Source organism: Algoriphagus litoralis (genome assembly GCF_003259255.1).
Lineage (GTDB): Bacteria > Bacteroidota > Bacteroidia > Cytophagales > Cyclobacteriaceae > Algoriphagus > Algoriphagus litoralis.
Genome location: NZ_QGOL01000009.1, coordinates 46,159 through 61,768, shown reverse-complemented (window position 1 = coordinate 61,768; position 15,610 = coordinate 46,159). Strand labels below are relative to the sequence as shown.

Here is a 15,610-nt window from a genome sequence, read left to right as displayed (position 1 = left end):
ATAACAGCAAAAAAAATCCCCCGGTGTTCCGAGGGGTTTGATTTAAAGCAGATTTGGGTCCTCCGTAGGCTGGGTTTCCGGCTCTTCTTCAGGAGGAGTAGCGGGTTGCTGTCGCTTCCATTCTTCGCCACTTTCATCCCGTCTCGGCAAAACCATTTCATCTTCGTCATCTGGATTTTCGGGAAATTCCACCTGATCCTCGCGCTCAATTTCCGGTATCCTATCAGGTCGCTCGCCATCCGTCTTTGTGACATCCCGTCGATCTGGATTTTCTTCATCGGGAGTTTCGTATTCAGTGGGAAGAGCAACAGTCCGCTCGTTTTGTCGCTTCGGATCAGATCCATCTTCATGGTCAGGGTGATCAAGGTCCTGAGGATTATCTTTCTCAGCAAATCCTCCGGTAGGAGCATTTTCCCGACCCTCTCCCGCGATGTCCATGTAGTTTAGGTTTTCCTCATCCGGTTCTTCTATTCGGGGCTGTGCCCTGCCGTCAGTTCTGGGTATTTGGCTATTTTCTTCCATCAGGTAATCTATTTTGGTTAGGGAAAAACTATTTGCCTGAGATTCGGCATCCAGCTTTCCGACTTGATTGATTTATACTAAAGGATTCAAAATCAATGCCCTCATGCCTCCCATGATCAAACTTTTGTTGAATGGCAGGTGTGTGGAAAAATGATCTTCCTAGCCAAGCCACAAATACCTCGAGAAAAGCGGTGACAGGGATATTTCCTACTGAAAAACAGAACAATACACTTAAGTCTTCTGTAACTAGTAAAGAAATTGTGCCAGTTTAAAAATCTATTTCACGGAAAAGTCTAAACATTACCCCCTTCCCCAAAACCCGGTCTGTTACCTCATCACCTCAAATTGGAAAAAGTTAGCCCCAACTTAGGCATAGGGTTTTCGAAAAAACAGGGCATGGAAAAAGTCTTATTTTATCCATTGTAAAGTCTGAGGCCTGTTAGCCTTATACTCAACCTGAACGTACACCACTTATCCGTCTTTTATTAACGAGCCTTCCGACTGGTCAAAAAACAGATTCGCTGCCAAATTAAACCGATGCGCCTCTGATTCGAAAAAATGCATCATATACCCTGCTGTATTGGGAAAAAGGATGAGATCACCCACTTCGGGGAATTTATCAAACTTTACTCTTCGCTTTAGGATCAATTCCTGTTCGAGACAATAGGCTCCAACCAAAAATCCAAAACAGGGATCTTCATGTTGATTTCCAGATTTCAAGGGTAGATGAATTGGATCTACCAAAAAGTCTGCACTTGAGCTTCTAAGTTGGGATCTATTCATCTCTATCCCAACCAAAAAATTCCCCGCAGAGTCCGCCTTTCTGAATAGCACAGTGGCTACCGTGACTCCAGCCTGATCCACTAGAGATCTTCCGGGTTCGATCCTCAATTCAAGGTTTCGTTGTTGGATCAATTCGTGTATTGGTTGATGAAAAAGTTCCGAATGGGATTTGAGAATCCGTTCCAGAAATAATGCCTTGTTATTAGAATTGAAATAGGGATATACCGAGGGTTCTCCCTGAATCCCCATTTCAGACTTCACAATTCCCAAGGAATCATTCAGGTAGGTCAGAGGAGTCCGCTGACCCAACACAGCAAGCTTCAATTCCTGGTGAAAAGCTGCCCATTGCTCTCCCTCCTTTAAATAATTCACCAAAAATCCTCCTCCTATATCTAGTGACTCTGTACCAATTCCCATGGCATCAAGTTGATCAATGAGCCTGATGCTTTGTTCAATAGCCGCCACTCTTTCGTCAACTGCATATCCATTTAAGTGAAAATGCAACCCTGAATACCTCAACAAGCCTGCATCCAGATGAATTTCTTCGATCAGGTTTTGAGCTTGGACTAAAGAAAAACCAAACCTCGAATGCAATTGCTTTTCATTCAATGTAAATCCGGATAAACGAATGACTACAGCAGTATTTTTTTGTTTCTCCTCCACAATCTCCTTGAGCAGGAAATACTCATCCAGATTGTCTAAAACAATAGTCACTTGGCTTTGAACCGCCAATTCCAAGAGCTTCCTGTTCTTAACTGCTGCGGTCAGGATCAAAACAGAAGCCGGAATACCGGCAGCAAGGCATTGCTCCAATTCATTAAAACTGGCTGTGTCCACTCCCTGACCACATTTGAAAGCTTGTTGTGCAAATGAGATACATTTGTTTGCCTTCCTTGCAAAGTAGATTTTGTGCTTCAGTTTGTATTTCTGAAATACGCACTGGTACGTTTGAATATTTTCTACAAAAGGATCCAGAGAATGAATATTTACCGGGGAATCCTCCTTTCGGATTTTATCGAGCATCAGATCTTTCCTAGCGATAAGGGAATCTATCCAAGAATGAATAATGGGCTTGAGGGGAAGATATCCCGAATCAGAATGAAAGTTCATCGTGAAAACTATTTTGCTTCGATAATTGATTAATAATGAATTTGGCCCAAGGTCGAGCTAAATTGTTTCGCGTTCTGGAGAGGGAATCATTTTCCAAATACACTCCTTCCGTATTGCTTCCATAAAAAAACAGTGGCGGTGATTGTGGTGAAAAAACGGTGGATTGGCCTTTTTTATCCATACTTACCGAGCCTGGATGATACCCTTCATTCGAGAAAGGTTCGGCGAGATTCGCCTCTTCCAAATGCTGATAGAGGGAAGAATTTTTGGTGTCCATCCGCGGCCGCGCTACCCGAGCATCAATTAAATAATCTACCTGAAGAGACTGCTCTTTGGAAGTCAATAAAAATTTGCCTGAATCATGACCTGTAACTCGGACTTCTTTACCGAGACCAAAGCGAATAATACCTTCCCGGACCAAGGCTATGATTTTCTTGATGTTTTGGATAGGGGGGCCAAAACTGGTCCGATTCAATGCGCCCAATAACTTACAATCCAGGTATCGCTGCGATTCTCCTGTAAATCCACCTTGCGAATAAAGTTGACCCAAAAGCGGAACAGCTTCTCTCCAAACTGCCATTGCAGCCAATAAAGGACTTTTTTGTTCGCCTTTTGAAGCTTCCATGACTGTCTCATCAAAAAACCGGATCACCGCACTATGCCTGTCACTTTTTTCGCTTACCAGTCCGAAAAGCAGACGATCAAGGTCAAATTTTTCTGAATCAGGCAGGTTTTCGCAAAAGGAATTTACCCTGCTTAGATTTCTTGTCCCTAATAGTGTACTGTAGTACGCAAAAGTCACCTCACACTCCAAAATGGGAAGAACCTCCTTGATAAAATCAATCTTCCTAATTGCCTGCTGCTCGAGCATGGACTTGAGCCAATCTTCTGTTAGGAAAAAAAGTCTATAGTGATGCGAATCCCATGCGGCTGATCTGGGAAGTATAGGTTGACCACTTCTGGAAAATGGAAATACCAGCGGTTCATTTCCTGATGGAAGATACTCCCCATTTTCTGTAAATACTCCGCCCCTACCCTCAGTAAGATGGAGGACTATATCAATGAAAGTCAAACCCATGCCAGCTATTCCGACTCGGCTATTGGGAGGAATCGGCGCTAATTGTTCTCGCTTCCAAATGTCCGACAGATAGGAATCATTCGGCTTTTTGTCAATGCTAGATCCGGTGCTGATCAAACTCGGATTCGAATAACAATGCCCGGTAGTTAATAAAATGTTGTCTAGACGAAAAGGCAATTCACCCGTGGATCCTTTGAGTACAAACGTACCCTCATATCTGATTTGCTGAATCGTTTCGACACATAAAAAAAGGCGAACCGGAAAGGAAATGGAACCTATTACTTTGGCGGCTACATCTTGTAAGTAACATCCAACCAAAGCTCTTGATGCATAGTCCGCGGCTTGAACTTGTTTATTGGTGCTTTTATTTTTGGTAATCCAAGCTAGCAGATTCAGGTGATTTGAATGGTCCTCCTTACCATCTTGGCGAATCCAGCCATCAACCTGGGCAATACAAGTATTGATTAGTAGATAATCCGGTTGCTTGGGGTCAAAATTCGGCCCGGCTCCAAAATTATCTGAAGAATTGAACCAGTAAATTTCAACCGATGGCGGAAAATCAGCCTTATTCAAAGCCTTAACCAAGCAATCCAAGGCATAAAGGCCCTTTGGTCCACCTCCTACAATTCCAATTTTGAAAACATTGGGCTTCGGTTTTTTGGAAGGCACATTCGCGACACAGTAATCGGAAAGGAAATCGCCTGCCTGATTAACATCCGCAATCATGTCGCTCTTCTTCCAAATCATTGCTCGATCAGTTGGCTTGGTTCACCAAAGTGGTCCAGAACCCAAGATTTATTGAATATTGTTTCTAAATACCGTTCCCCACTATCCGGCAACAAAGCTACAATTGTGGCATTAGGAGGAATCCTGGGTATCATTTGCTGGATAGCAAACACTATCCCACCTGATGATCCCCCCGCAAGAATGCTTTCTCGATCCAACAATAAGTTGCAACCAGCTATACAGTCTTGGTCGGACACGTGAATGACGGATGAAACTTGCGCATCTATCAAAAAATCAGAAGGTCTTCCGGCTCCCATGCCCGGAATCAGTCTAGTTCCTGGCTCATTACCAAACACTACACTTCCGGCAGAATCCACAGCTATAATCGATGGAAATTCATTTCTTTCCGCCGCTGCATCCGCAATCCCCCGCAAGGTTCCGCAGGTACTAGTTGCAACAAAAATGTAATCCGGGACTTTACCCAGACTTTCCAAAATTTCCCGATAGGTTTCCCTGTGGGCAAGTGGACTCTGTGGATTATGATATTGATCTGGCCAAAAGGAATTCTCGTACCGCTCCAGCAATTCCTGCACTTTCTGTAGCCGGCTGTTCAAATAGCCACCCATTCCATCCTCCTGATCCACTCGAATCAGTTCCACCTGAAAGGCTTTTAGAATAGATTCTGTCAATGAATTTAAATGAGGATCCGTTACCAAAATCAAGCGCAGGCCAAAATAATGGCATATTCTTGCCAGTCCCACTCCCATATTTCCGGAAGTAGATTCTACGATGACCGTTTCATGAGTGATTGCACCGGTTTGAATTCCATTCGTAATAATCTTTACAGCTGTCCGATCCTTGATGCTTCCACCTGGATTAAACATTTCCAGTTTTCCATATAGTTGCACAGGATAATCAGGAAACAACCTCAGAAGAGAAACCAAGGGAGTGTTTCCAATGCAATCCAGAATGCATCGCTGTGGACGTGAAATTTGTTGATTCATAGGTTTAATTCAGTAAAAACCAGGAGGGTGACAGGAATCGATCCCAATCCCCATTTTATTTGGTATGAGGACATTGCTTAGCAGGAAACTTGACGTTCACCGAAAAGCTAGAACTTCATTGGTTCAAGCGAATTCAGACTCACCTGAAATACTTAAAGTTGTAGAAATCCTAATTGGGAATAGAGTCTACTTCATTTAAATATCCTTTGAAAATCTAGACCTCCCGATAGACCAGGCTCCAGCCCCTTCGCTTATTCAGGAGATTGAGTCGACTTTTGCGAATTTCTCAAGGACTTCCACAAATTTTGATGTAAATGCATCCAGGTCTTCTGGACTTCTGGAGGTGATTAATAATCCATCCTGAACGACTTCCTCATCCACCCAGATTGCCCCTGCATTTTTAAGGTCTTTTTGAATCGAATGAAATGAGGTTAGCTTTTTATCCTTCACCACATCTGCTTCAATCAATAGTTGAGGTCCATGGCAGATGGCTGCCACCGGTCTCTCCCAATCAAAGAACGAATTCACGAAAGCTACCGCCCTTTTATCACGCCTTAACAGATCGGGATTAATCACCCCACCAGGCAGAAGTAGGGCATCAAAGGATCTGGGACTCGCCTCATCCAAAGTTTTATCCACCTTAACGCTGCTGCCCCATTCCTTATCTTTCCAGCCCCTGATTTCTCCGGACCTTGGGGATATTATTGAAAGATGAATTCCAAGTAGCTGCAGCACAGCATAGGGCTCTTCAAGTTCAGACTGCTCAAAGCCATCTTCGGCCAAAATAGCTACAGTCAATTCTTCTAGTTTTTTCATTTGGATCTCGTTTAGTATAACCACTCATTCAAAAGGCTAGCAGATTCCAGTCAATTGCGAATCATTGAGTAAAAGCGAGTTAAGATCAACAACTACTCAAGCCCTCGGAATTTGGGCTTGGGATCTAACCGGAGTTCAGCCTTTATTTCAGCATAGACACTGTACAAGGGAAATGCTAACCCCTAAAAAATTCATCAAACGTTCAATCATCAGTAGCAAGCCCTGAGCAAAAACCACTAGAAACCAAGGATTTAGATCAGATTTCCAAATAAAACTTTTGCTTTTCTGAGTCTGATTGGTGAAGGCGGTCTTAATTTCCTTTGGGTAGAATCTGCCACACCTTGTGGTTTAGTGCCTCTCAGGATTCCACAATTCGAAATAGCCGTGACACTTCCTCTTCAAGTGCTATAATCCAGCCTTTCACACCATTCCTTTTTTGGTTAAAATCAAAGCACTGACTAAGCAAGTCTACCTGTTTTAGATTGGATTGCGATCTTATTTACTGGCATTTAGGAGTGCTATTAAATTTTGTGGAATCAGCCCATCGATTAAATCTACCTCTGCTGCAACGGCATAAAGCCAGTAAAGAAGCTATTAAATACGTAGGCAAAAGCGCATGTAGTCTTAGCCAGCAGGTCCCCTATCCGCTTGATTTAATCTGCCAAGAAAGGAAACCCTCGAATCTAGATTTAAAGTCAAGCATGAGCAAAGAGCTGAGCCGGTCTCTTCTTCCCCTGAATCAGGCGAAAACACCTCAATGAGTTACTGGAATGTAACGGACAGTCAATAAATAATTGAATGAATAGCCTTCAGAGGCCCTTTTATGCAGCTTTCCCTGAATGGCAAGCAGCTTGAATTGATTTAAGCAAGCGGAAACACTTTCGCATTTTAAAACCAAACCAATACCACTATGAACTCAAAACAACAGGGAAACCTAACAGACGAGATGAAAAACTCAAAACTTCACAAGCTTTTCCTCCATGAACTGAAAGATATTTATTGGGCGGAAAAGCATCTTGTCAAAGCACTCCCAAAAATGATGAAAGCAGCCACCTCTGAAAAGTTAAAGAGAGCGATAGAAACCCATACCACAGAGACAGAAGAACAAATTACACGACTTGAAGCCGTTTTTGAATTAATGGAGGAAAAGGCTCAAGCTAAAAAATGTGAAGCCATGTCCGGACTATTGGAAGAGGCTACGACCATTCTTGACGATACTTCCGAGGACACGATGGTTAGAGACGCAGGAATTATTATCGCCTGCCAAAAGGTCGAACACTACGAAATTGCGTCTTATGGCTGCCTCATAGCACTCGCAAAAAAAATGGGGCATACCCAAGCCGCTGAGAAATTAACTCAAACCTTGGAAGAGGAAAAGAAAACTGACCAAACCTTGACAGAATTGGCTGAGTCTGAAATAAACGACCAAGCATCTGAAGAATAAGTTTTCTTAGACATACAGACCGGGGCGAAATCAGAAATTTCGCTCCGGTTTCTTTTTTTTCTTTTTTCTTTAAAAACTTCAGGGTCCTCAAAAAACTGGTAGGTCAGAACGATCCAAAACACTGAATAATAAGCGACTTAAACAGATGAATCACGTAGTCACACTTTTAATAACGATTATATTTTTAGCAATTTTTGTACTTGTATTACTTTCTAATGCAAAGACTAGTTCCAAATTCATCCTAAAGCGGCCAATTTTGACCATTTACTTTCCTTTGAAAGTGGAGCAGATAGACCTGGACAATGACATAAAAAGTTGGAATCTACAGGGTATTCGAAGACTTTGGTGGGGAAGATTTTATTCTTTAAATCTCGAACTGGATTCTGGCCATTGGAGAAAGCTTTATTCGAAAACCTTACTTGGACAAATGAACGATGTGGTCTTGTATTTACAGCAAAATTCTCCAGACAAGCAATCGGTTTGAGGTGGGCTATTTTTTTTGCCTTTCCCCTGGTTAGATTCTTTGATTAGGAGCTTAAGCCTTGTACCACAAAAACAAAAGCGCTGTCAGGAACAGCGCTTTTGTTTTGAAATCAACTAAATTTCTGATACAAAGTATCAAAGGAAATCAGCTAGGAAAAATGTGATTAGGCATTTACCTCTTCCAAAGGAACTGCAACCGGAAAGTCAATAGGAAACTCGGTGAGGTTGTGAATGTAATTGGAGATGATTTTATCGCCGATGACGATCACCACATCCACCAAACTGGTTTCGGTATACCCTGCGGCAAAAAAGGCATCCACTGCTTCCTGATCGGCCTTTCCTCTTTGAAGGGTGACTGCTTTGGCAAATTTAACCAAGGCATCCAATTTTGGATCAAAAGACGCCGAACCTCTTCTGATTTCGAGAATTTGATCGTCAGTGAATCCATTCATTTTACCTAATACGGTATGAGCTGACTGGCAATAGCGACAGCCATTTACTTGGGAGACGACCAAATTGATTACTTCCCGTTCTTTGGCCCGCAGGGTTGACTTGCGATTTTGTAAGGCCAGATAATCCCCAAGTGCGGTTTCACTTTTTGCAAAATAGGCGTAGAGATTTGGTACAAATCCCAAACCCTTTTGCAGCTTATCAAAATTTTCCTGATTTCCTGCAGAAACTTCATCTCGGGTAGGTACTGTGAAATTTTTCATCTTTGTCTTTGTTGTGTTAGGGTTAAATACTAAGAACAGGACAAAGGTGCAGGAAAGCTGCCCTGAAGGGTTAGGCTTCTTTTCCTGTAGAGTTGGCAATTTTTCCTAAGCGTATTTTTTCTTTGAATTCGGAAGGAGCGCATCCCTCATTTTTCTTAAAAAATCGACTAAATCCCTGGATATCCTCAAAACCCAATTCATAGCCGATCTCTTTGATTGACTTGTCAGTATACCCAATCAGTCTTTTGGCCTCCAGCATTATCCGGTCCTGGATAAAAGCGAGAGGAGACTTCTTTCCTAATTTCGAAAACAGGTTGGAAAGGGTCTTGGGTGACTTTGCCAACAAATCGGCATATTCCGCTACGGTATGCTTTTGCCTAAAATGAACTTCTATTAAATAATTGTATTCCCTGACTAGATCCGATTGAGAGCTGTCCAGCACATCCAGATTTACTTGAGATTTATAAATTCGGGTGCACAGGATTAGGAATCGCTTCAGTAGCATTTGAAGCATTTCCAGTTGAAGTTGGTCAGCTTCTTCCTTCATCTCAATGGCAAAAACCTCACATAGGGCTCCCAACTTGGCTCTGTCGGTACCGGAAAGGTGGAGAATCGGCAGCTGGGATGATCCAAAAAACAAAATTCCTTTGCATCCTACCTGAGAATCATGGTCCAATACACAAAAAAAAGCCCGGTTGAACCGAATAAGCAAAGCTGAGGGAACCGACAACACTTCAATTTTGTGAAACTCGGTCAGACAAATCAGCTGGTCAGGCCTTAGGTCAATAGGTTGCCCATCGATACGAATTTGGGAAGGCTCCAAGATCCAAATCAAAGACAATTCAGCCGAAAGCTGTGCTTGGAGTAGGGAACTATTCGAGGGTGAAATTTTTTCAAAAATCAATTTTTCGGAAGAGGGACCGCTAAAAACCATGGTGCTAACAACTCAATAATTCGAATCTACAAACTGAATCAAAACCAAGTCCGAGGTCTTCAGATGAATAATATCTGAAGGGTCCTGGAGCTTTTCATTTCATCTACTTCGAAAATTAATTTCGGGCAACTAATGAACTGCAAAGAATTTCTTAAGGTTCCTAGCCCTGATTATTACGAGTTGTTTTTTGACTAAACTTGCTAATCTGAATAAGGAATATTGAGCGTGGGATTTTTGAAAAATTTCATGTCTGAAAAAACCATAAAAAACGACTTCTTTTGTATTAAATATTAATTTTTTATGTCCACAAAATTTCGGAAAGTTGCGCATAAATTATTAGATTCTCCATTCATGGAATTTTGACCAGCTAATTCGAATTAAAAAAGTCAACTTTTGAAAAAAAATATAAAAAGTAGAGCTGATACGACAGAAATGGGCAGCCCTAATTTGAAAAAATAATTTCTTAATTGTTTATTCACATGGATTCCATTTGAAAATAACGCTACTTAATTGAAGTTTTGAATTCACCGATTTTTCTTAGGCTCTTCCTTGTGAGTATTTTCCATTTCGCTACGGCTTTTTGGGAAAAAGAATCCTTTGCTTACGATGAAGCAACTTTTTTTGATTCTACTGAGATTTTCAACAATTATGTCTTAGAAATCTGGGACAATTCCAATGGACTTCCTCAAAACGCAGTTTTTGCATTAGAAAAGGATAATCAGGGGTATCTCTGGATTGCCACAGAGGAGGGTCTCGTGAGATTTGATGGAATTTATCCCAAGGTATTCGATCAGGAAAATTATCCTGAAATGCTCGAACAGACCTACTATACTTTTTTCAAAACGCCTGGGGGGATCTGGGCTACCGCAGACAGAAGTATTGCCCTGCTCGAAAAAAACATACTGAAAGTCATCGACTGCGCTGAAATCACCAAAAATACATGGATTCGCGCTATTGCTGAGAATGGTCCGGATGAATTACTAATCGGCAACCAAAAAGGAGAAATCCATGTATGGAAAGACGATACGTTCAAGCCTCTGGAATTCTGGAATCCTTCTGTCAATCTTGAAATCCTGAGTTTCTTCCCCATTCCAGATTCAAAACTCCTGGTGGGAACTGACCGAGGTCTATATGAGGTGGACCTGAAAGCAAAAAAGACACGCCTGATCTCAGCACTGGACTTCGCAGCTCAAAAAATCTTCGGCACACCAGAATCTATATTTGTTTCCTCCAGAAATGAAGGAATTTTTCGAATGCAAGGGGATTATGAAATGGAGTTGGTCATTTCACACGATGAGTCCAGAGATGTAAATTCCAGTAGCCTTACTACAGATTCCGAAAACAGAATCTGGGCAGGATCAGTTGAGACGGGTTTAATAATGATTCAGAATGGGCGGATAACTAGATACACCTATCCAGAATTAAAAAATTTCACCGTCAGGAAAATCATCAAAGAAGATCACAATCTCTATCTGGGGACTCTGGGTAAAGGACTTGCTGTCATCAAGCCTGCCAAAGTCAATCAATTGGACTATGAGGTTCTAACTGGAAAAAACATCAAAGCAGTATTTCAGGCAAACGACAGCAGCATTTGGGTCGGTACGCGCTCTGATGGAATCCATCGGATCAAGTCAGGGAAGATCACCTCGATCACTACCGCAGAAGGTTTGATCCAAAATGGCATCACCACTATTGGCGCATCAAAAGACAAAATCTATGCAGGCAGCACCTCCGGAATCTCAATTATTGACCTAAAATCAGGTAAGGTCATCGAAAGGTTGACCAAAGAAGATGGGCTAAAAAGCGACTATGTCTATGCCATTTTTCAAGATTCCAGAGATTGGATTTGGATCTTGACCAGGTATGGGGGCATGCATTATCTCGATGAAAACAGGAAGTTAAATGAAGTAGCGCTGCCTGAAGAATTCGCTAACACCAACTTCATTAGCATCTACGAACTCGAAAACAGACAGCTCATTATTGGTTCGATGAATAAAGGTATATTCAGAATCGAAAATGGTCAATTTGTAGAAAACCGAACTTTACCACTTGCACCCGGTGAGGACTTAGTTTATTGCATTTATGAAGACAAGAACGGAGACCTCTGGTTGGGAACGCACGGAGGGATCGTTTTACTCAGCGGAGATTCTTTCAAAGTTTTTAGGAAATCAAATGGACTAAAGTCCCAGAGTGTTTACAGCATGACTGCCGACGGCCTGGGAGGCCTTTGGATCAGCAATAACTTTGGCGTACAATACTTCTCCATTTCCGAACTGGAACGCTTCAAAGTGTCCACAGAAAAAGACTTTTTCAGCGCCTTTTCGCTGTACAATCAAACCATGGGCATGCCAAATTCTGAAGCCAACGGATTGATTTTTCCCGCTGCTCTGCTCGATTTTTCAGGAAAAATTTGGATACCTACTGTAGAAGGACTTGGAATTATTGATCCTCAGAGCCTTTCTCAAAAGACCGTAAAGCCGGCTAATTTCACATGGGATGAACTCAACATCGGAGATCAGAAAACCCCAATCGGAGACAAAATCACAATTCCCGAAGGCGTAAGTATGTTTCAGATATCGTATAGCCTGATCGATTTTGAAAACTATGCCCAATACTCACTTTTTTATAAAATTGACGAAAACTCGGATCTATGGCTCCCGATCAAGGATCAAAAACAACTCATCTTCTATGGACTTAAGCCAGGTGAATACACCTTGGAAATCAAAGTCCTCAGATCTGGAATTTTGGACTCCATTCATGCGCTGCCGATTGTAGTTTCAGCTCGAGTTTTTGAAACAAATACGTTTAAAATCCTAGCAATTCTAGCTTTTTGTATCCTGGTTTACTTCTTTGTTAAGTTTTACCTGAATACAAAAATGAAAAATGACTTAGAAGTCAAAGTGAATCAAAGAACTTTGGAACTAAGCCAAATAAATGAAAAACTTAAAGATGCGCTGCGAGAAATAGAGGATCAAAATGTAATTTTAAGGGATATTACTTGGAGTCAATCCCATTTGGTAAGAGCTCCGTTGACTAAAGCCATGGGGATCAACCAATTATTGATCAATTACCCAAAATATTCTAACGTTGGCAAAAGCAAAGAAGAACTCGAAACCGAGTTATTGGAGACATTAAAGCAATTGGATGAGATTGTCAAGGAGACTCATTCCAAATCAGAAAATTTAAAAAAATAATGAATCTCAGTACACCAAACGTACTTATTATCGATGATGATCCGGGAGTTTTATTCCTTCATAAAATCATCGTACGAGAAGGTAACCTGTGCAAAAATCCCCTCACTTTTTCCGAGGCAGAAAATGCCCTAGAATTTATCCTTACCATCGATGCAGAATCCAGTAAAATCTTGATTTTTTTGGACATCAATATGCCCAAAGTCGATGGATGGAAATTTTTGGAAATGCTAGAAGAAAAAGTAAAACAGGCAGACATCCGTGTTGTGATGGTCACTTCTTCTCTCAGCATAGTTGAAAGAGAAAAAGCCAACGGATTTTCCCCAGTTATTGATTATTGGGAAAAACCCATGAATGAATCACAGCTGATCAAATTGAAGGAAAATCTTGGCAATTGGCTGGAGTAATGTGCCCCAGATCCTACCTCCTTTTATTTTTTCAGAGGACAAATTAATTCGAATGGAATTAGGCGAGTAGTTCCACATTGTGAATTCCTTTCTTGGAAATTGATTCTTAAGGATTGGGACTCAGTTGAAGTTTTCATTGACCAATTTCCAAAAAACCTCTGGAGTAAGCGGCTTATTTACAAACTCTTTGATTGAAGGGATCCTTTCTGCCCTTTCCCGATCATCAGGATTTAAGCTTGTTGTCAGCATGACCAAGATGGATCGCTCATGAATCTCCTGTGAGAGTTCATTATACTTAGCCACAAAATCCCATCCGTTCATTCCCGGCATATTGATATCCAAAAAAATGATTCCCGGCTGCGGCAATTGAGCATAATTGCCTTTGCAAAGCAGGTAATCAAGGCCTTCCTTGGCTGATTTTACCGGTTGGATATGAAGGTCAATTGTCTCCTCTTCCAGTACAATGGAATGGTAAAAATTTGTTGCTTCATCATCGTCTATGAGCAGAACACAATCCAAGTTTTCAATCTTCTTTTTCATGTTATTTGGGTTTGTTGAGTGTGAAAAATATTGAACAACCTGCGTCTTTCTCGGAAACCACCCATATTTTTCCTCCGTGAAATTCTACTATTTTCCGGCAGTAGGCTAAACCAAGACCAGTTCCTTCATACATGTCCGCAGGATGAAGTCTTTGAAAGATATAAAATATCTTGTCATAATCTTCGGGATCGATACCGATACCGTTATCACTTACACAAAATTCGAAATAAGTGGGATGTTCTTCTGCCGATACTTCTACAAAGGCCGGAACACCCGGTTTTCTAAACTTGATTGAATTGCTAATCAGGTTTTGAAACAAAAGGCGAAGTTCGGTTGGGTTTCCCTTGATGACAGGTAAATTTTTAAGGGTTGAGGTCACATTCGCTGCTTTGATAGAAGCATCTAAATCCAAAAAAATAGTACTCACGAGCTGATGACAATCAACTTTCTCTTGCGGCATTCGGTTGTTTCCGATTCTTGAGAATTCCAAGAGCCCCTTGATCATACTTGTCATCCGAAAAGTGGCGCTGGACACATAATCCAGAATCTTTTTACCCTGATCATCAAAATGCATGTAATACCGCTTAGAGATCAGTTGAGTCATATTGCCGATGGTCCTGAGTGGCTCTTGCAAATCATGGCTGGCAATACTTGTAAATCGCTCGAGCTCCCTGTTTTTAACCAATAAATCCGAATTGAGGCTTTCTAACTTTAAGCCTTGAAGGTATAGCTCCTCCTGTCTCAAATCCAACTCTTTCACTTTCTCCAATAAAGCTTCCGAACTCTCCAAAAGTTGCCTATTGATCCTTTCCAGATTTTGGAAACTATTTTTGGCTATAAATACCAATGTCACACAAGTCCAAATCACTACAAGAGAAATTACAGAATTCATGCCACCGAAATCTTCGACTGAATTAGTCAAATCATTCGAATACACAGCAGAAACAAGCGTGAGAATAGAACATCCTAAGGCAATATAAATGCTGCTATACCGACCTGGGAGAAGCCAGCTATACAAAATCACCACAGAATACATTCCTGCTACTGCCACTGTACTGCCTGATTTGATATCAATCACAAAAATGAGACTGGCAATCAGTGCAGCCATTAGGCTAAGAACAGAGTTCTGGGCAAAAACTATTGATTTTCGGGGAGTAAACATCAGCTAGATTTGGGCTCCAGTTGCTTTTTTAATTCTTCTATCTCAGCCTCATAGAGTTTGACTTGTTTTTCGAGCAGATAGGTTTTGAGTTCATTTTCAGGCTTCATCGCGATCAATTTTGGTAATTCCCGGATAAGAGCAAATGCCGTAGCCATACTAACTAAGGCAGTTAATAACCTTAAAACCGCACTCAAACGATAGCCTGGCCACCAAAAAATCAACGCATCCATTAAATGAGTACTGCCACACAAAATAATAAATGCCCCAAAAAGCCAAAAAACGGGCAAGAAAGCTATATTCTGACGCTTTTGGACAAAAAATATAATAATCGCTGGTATAATAAAATAGGCCAGCCAAATAGCAATATCGCTGGTAATATATAACCAACCATGGAAGGAAGACCATTCTCCACAAACCCATCTGGGTGGCCAATCATCCGCTTGAAAAAGCTTTGATATAAATTCCTGTATTTCCTCCATACTTAGTTTAGGTTGGTTTACTTATTAAATCTAGGATTTCCTTGAGACAACTAAAAATATTCAGCATGATAATCAAACAACTCGTAAGCGAAATAAAATTATAGTAAGTAATACTAACTTAGATTATTCTAAGATTTCCATTTGACTTTTACCCAAAAACAGTGGTGAATCAGCATCATTTTCTCCAAGAGCCCTAGCCAATAGTCCAGAGTAGAATC

General features: G+C 41.2%; 14 protein-coding genes. 4 read left to right on the top strand and 10 right to left on the bottom strand.

Annotated elements, in window-relative coordinates; translation table 11 throughout:
* Positions 1 to 42: 42 nt before the first annotated feature.
* The 5 genes from DK188_RS11760 to DK188_RS11740 form a co-directional block, all read right to left on the bottom strand.
* On the bottom strand, positions 43 to 522 hold the full coding sequence (locus DK188_RS11760) for a hypothetical protein (RefSeq protein ID WP_111671026.1): 480 nt from the start codon (positions 520 to 522) through the stop codon (positions 43 to 45).
* Between the two features lie 471 nt (positions 523 to 993).
* Positions 994 to 2,415: an alanine racemase gene (locus tag DK188_RS11755; protein ID WP_111671025.1), complete on the bottom strand. Its 1,422-nt coding sequence runs from the start codon at positions 2,413 to 2,415 to the stop codon at positions 994 to 996.
* On the bottom strand, positions 2,399 to 4,240 hold the full coding sequence (locus DK188_RS11750) for an FAD/NAD(P)-binding protein (protein WP_111671024.1): 1,842 nt from the start codon (positions 4,238 to 4,240) through the stop codon (positions 2,399 to 2,401). The genes DK188_RS11755 and DK188_RS11750 overlap by 17 nt, the downstream gene beginning before the upstream one ends.
* Positions 4,237 to 5,223 (bottom strand): 2,3-diaminopropionate biosynthesis protein SbnA, encoded by a 987-nt coding sequence (gene sbnA, locus DK188_RS11745; RefSeq protein WP_111671023.1) that lies wholly within the window; start codon positions 5,221 to 5,223, stop codon positions 4,237 to 4,239. The genes DK188_RS11750 and sbnA overlap by 4 nt, the downstream gene beginning before the upstream one ends.
* A 255-nt stretch (positions 5,224 to 5,478) precedes the next feature.
* The gene (locus tag DK188_RS11740; RefSeq protein WP_111671022.1) at positions 5,479 to 6,039 is read right to left on the bottom strand and encodes a type 1 glutamine amidotransferase domain-containing protein; all 561 of its coding nucleotides are present in this window, start codon (positions 6,037 to 6,039) and stop codon (positions 5,479 to 5,481) included.
* Between the two features lie 910 nt (positions 6,040 to 6,949).
* On the opposite strand from DK188_RS11740, the gene DK188_RS11735 reads away from it, so the two are divergent.
* Positions 6,950 to 7,483, top strand: coding sequence for a YciE/YciF ferroxidase family protein (locus tag DK188_RS11735; RefSeq protein ID WP_111671021.1), 534 nt, complete (start codon positions 6,950 to 6,952; stop codon positions 7,481 to 7,483).
* Between the two features lie 256 nt (positions 7,484 to 7,739).
* Complete coding sequence (locus DK188_RS11730; RefSeq protein WP_157963225.1) at positions 7,740 to 7,967, top strand: hypothetical protein; 228 nt, start codon at positions 7,740 to 7,742, stop codon at positions 7,965 to 7,967.
* Between the two features lie 163 nt (positions 7,968 to 8,130).
* Here the strand turns inward: DK188_RS11730 and DK188_RS11725 are convergent, their stop codons facing one another.
* Both DK188_RS11725 and DK188_RS11720 read right to left on the bottom strand, forming a co-directional pair.
* Positions 8,131 to 8,679, bottom strand: coding sequence for a carboxymuconolactone decarboxylase family protein (locus DK188_RS11725; RefSeq protein WP_111671019.1), 549 nt, complete (start codon positions 8,677 to 8,679; stop codon positions 8,131 to 8,133).
* 70 nt (positions 8,680 to 8,749) lie between these two features.
* Positions 8,750 to 9,502 (bottom strand): helix-turn-helix domain-containing protein, encoded by a 753-nt coding sequence (locus DK188_RS11720; RefSeq protein ID WP_198673010.1) that lies wholly within the window; start codon positions 9,500 to 9,502, stop codon positions 8,750 to 8,752.
* A 662-nt stretch (positions 9,503 to 10,164) separates the two neighbouring features.
* Here DK188_RS11720 and DK188_RS11710 point away from each other — a divergent pair.
* Both DK188_RS11710 and DK188_RS11705 read left to right on the top strand, forming a co-directional pair.
* Positions 10,165 to 12,807 carry a ligand-binding sensor domain-containing protein gene (locus tag DK188_RS11710; RefSeq protein WP_157963224.1) on the top strand — a complete coding sequence of 881 codons (2,643 nt, stop codon included), beginning with the start codon at positions 10,165 to 10,167 and terminating at the stop codon, positions 12,805 to 12,807.
* A complete protein-coding gene (locus tag DK188_RS11705) occupies positions 12,807 to 13,211 on the top strand; it encodes a response regulator (protein ID WP_111671015.1) in 405 nt (134 codons plus the stop codon). Before DK188_RS11710 ends, DK188_RS11705 begins: the two co-directional genes overlap by 1 nt.
* 120 nt (positions 13,212 to 13,331) lie before the next feature.
* Here DK188_RS11705 and DK188_RS11700 read toward each other — a convergent pair whose 3' ends face one another.
* The 3 genes from DK188_RS11700 to DK188_RS11690 are packed head-to-tail and all read right to left on the bottom strand — an operon-like array spanning position 13,332 to position 15,392.
* Positions 13,332 to 13,751 carry a response regulator gene (locus DK188_RS11700; protein ID WP_111671014.1) on the bottom strand — a complete coding sequence of 140 codons (420 nt, stop codon included), beginning with the start codon at positions 13,749 to 13,751 and terminating at the stop codon, positions 13,332 to 13,334.
* Between the two features lies 1 nt (position 13,752).
* A complete protein-coding gene (locus DK188_RS11695; protein ID WP_111671013.1) occupies positions 13,753 to 14,913 on the bottom strand; it encodes a sensor histidine kinase in 1,161 nt (386 codons plus the stop codon).
* Positions 14,913 to 15,392 (bottom strand): hypothetical protein, encoded by a 480-nt coding sequence (locus DK188_RS11690; protein ID WP_111671012.1) that lies wholly within the window; start codon positions 15,390 to 15,392, stop codon positions 14,913 to 14,915. Before DK188_RS11690 ends, DK188_RS11695 begins: the two co-directional genes overlap by 1 nt.
* Positions 15,393 to 15,610 lie beyond the last annotated feature (218 nt).

Excerpts from the sequence above, each read along its gene's own strand:
- DK188_RS11760 (WP_111671026.1), bottom strand. The coding sequence starts at position 522 with ATGGAAGAAAATAGCCAAATACCCAGAACTGACGGCAGGGCACAGCCC.
- DK188_RS11755 (WP_111671025.1), bottom strand. The coding sequence starts at position 2,415 with ATGAACTTTCATTCTGATTCGGGATATCTTCCCCTCAAGCCCATTATT.
- DK188_RS11750 (WP_111671024.1), bottom strand. The coding sequence starts at position 4,240 with ATGATTTGGAAGAAGAGCGACATGATTGCGGATGTTAATCAGGCAGGC.
- sbnA (WP_111671023.1), bottom strand. The coding sequence starts at position 5,223 with ATGAATCAACAAATTTCACGTCCACAGCGATGCATTCTGGATTGCATT.
- DK188_RS11740 (WP_111671022.1), bottom strand. The coding sequence starts at position 6,039 with ATGAAAAAACTAGAAGAATTGACTGTAGCTATTTTGGCCGAAGATGGC.
- DK188_RS11735 (WP_111671021.1), top strand. The coding sequence starts at position 6,950 with ATGAACTCAAAACAACAGGGAAACCTAACAGACGAGATGAAAAACTCA.
- DK188_RS11725 (WP_111671019.1), bottom strand. The coding sequence starts at position 8,679 with ATGAAAAATTTCACAGTACCTACCCGAGATGAAGTTTCTGCAGGAAAT.
- DK188_RS11705 (WP_111671015.1), top strand. The coding sequence starts at position 12,807 with ATGAATCTCAGTACACCAAACGTACTTATTATCGATGATGATCCGGGA.
- DK188_RS11700 (WP_111671014.1), bottom strand. The coding sequence starts at position 13,751 with ATGAAAAAGAAGATTGAAAACTTGGATTGTGTTCTGCTCATAGACGAT.
- DK188_RS11695 (WP_111671013.1), bottom strand. The coding sequence starts at position 14,913 with ATGTTTACTCCCCGAAAATCAATAGTTTTTGCCCAGAACTCTGTTCTT.
- DK188_RS11690 (WP_111671012.1), bottom strand. The coding sequence starts at position 15,392 with ATGGAGGAAATACAGGAATTTATATCAAAGCTTTTTCAAGCGGATGAT.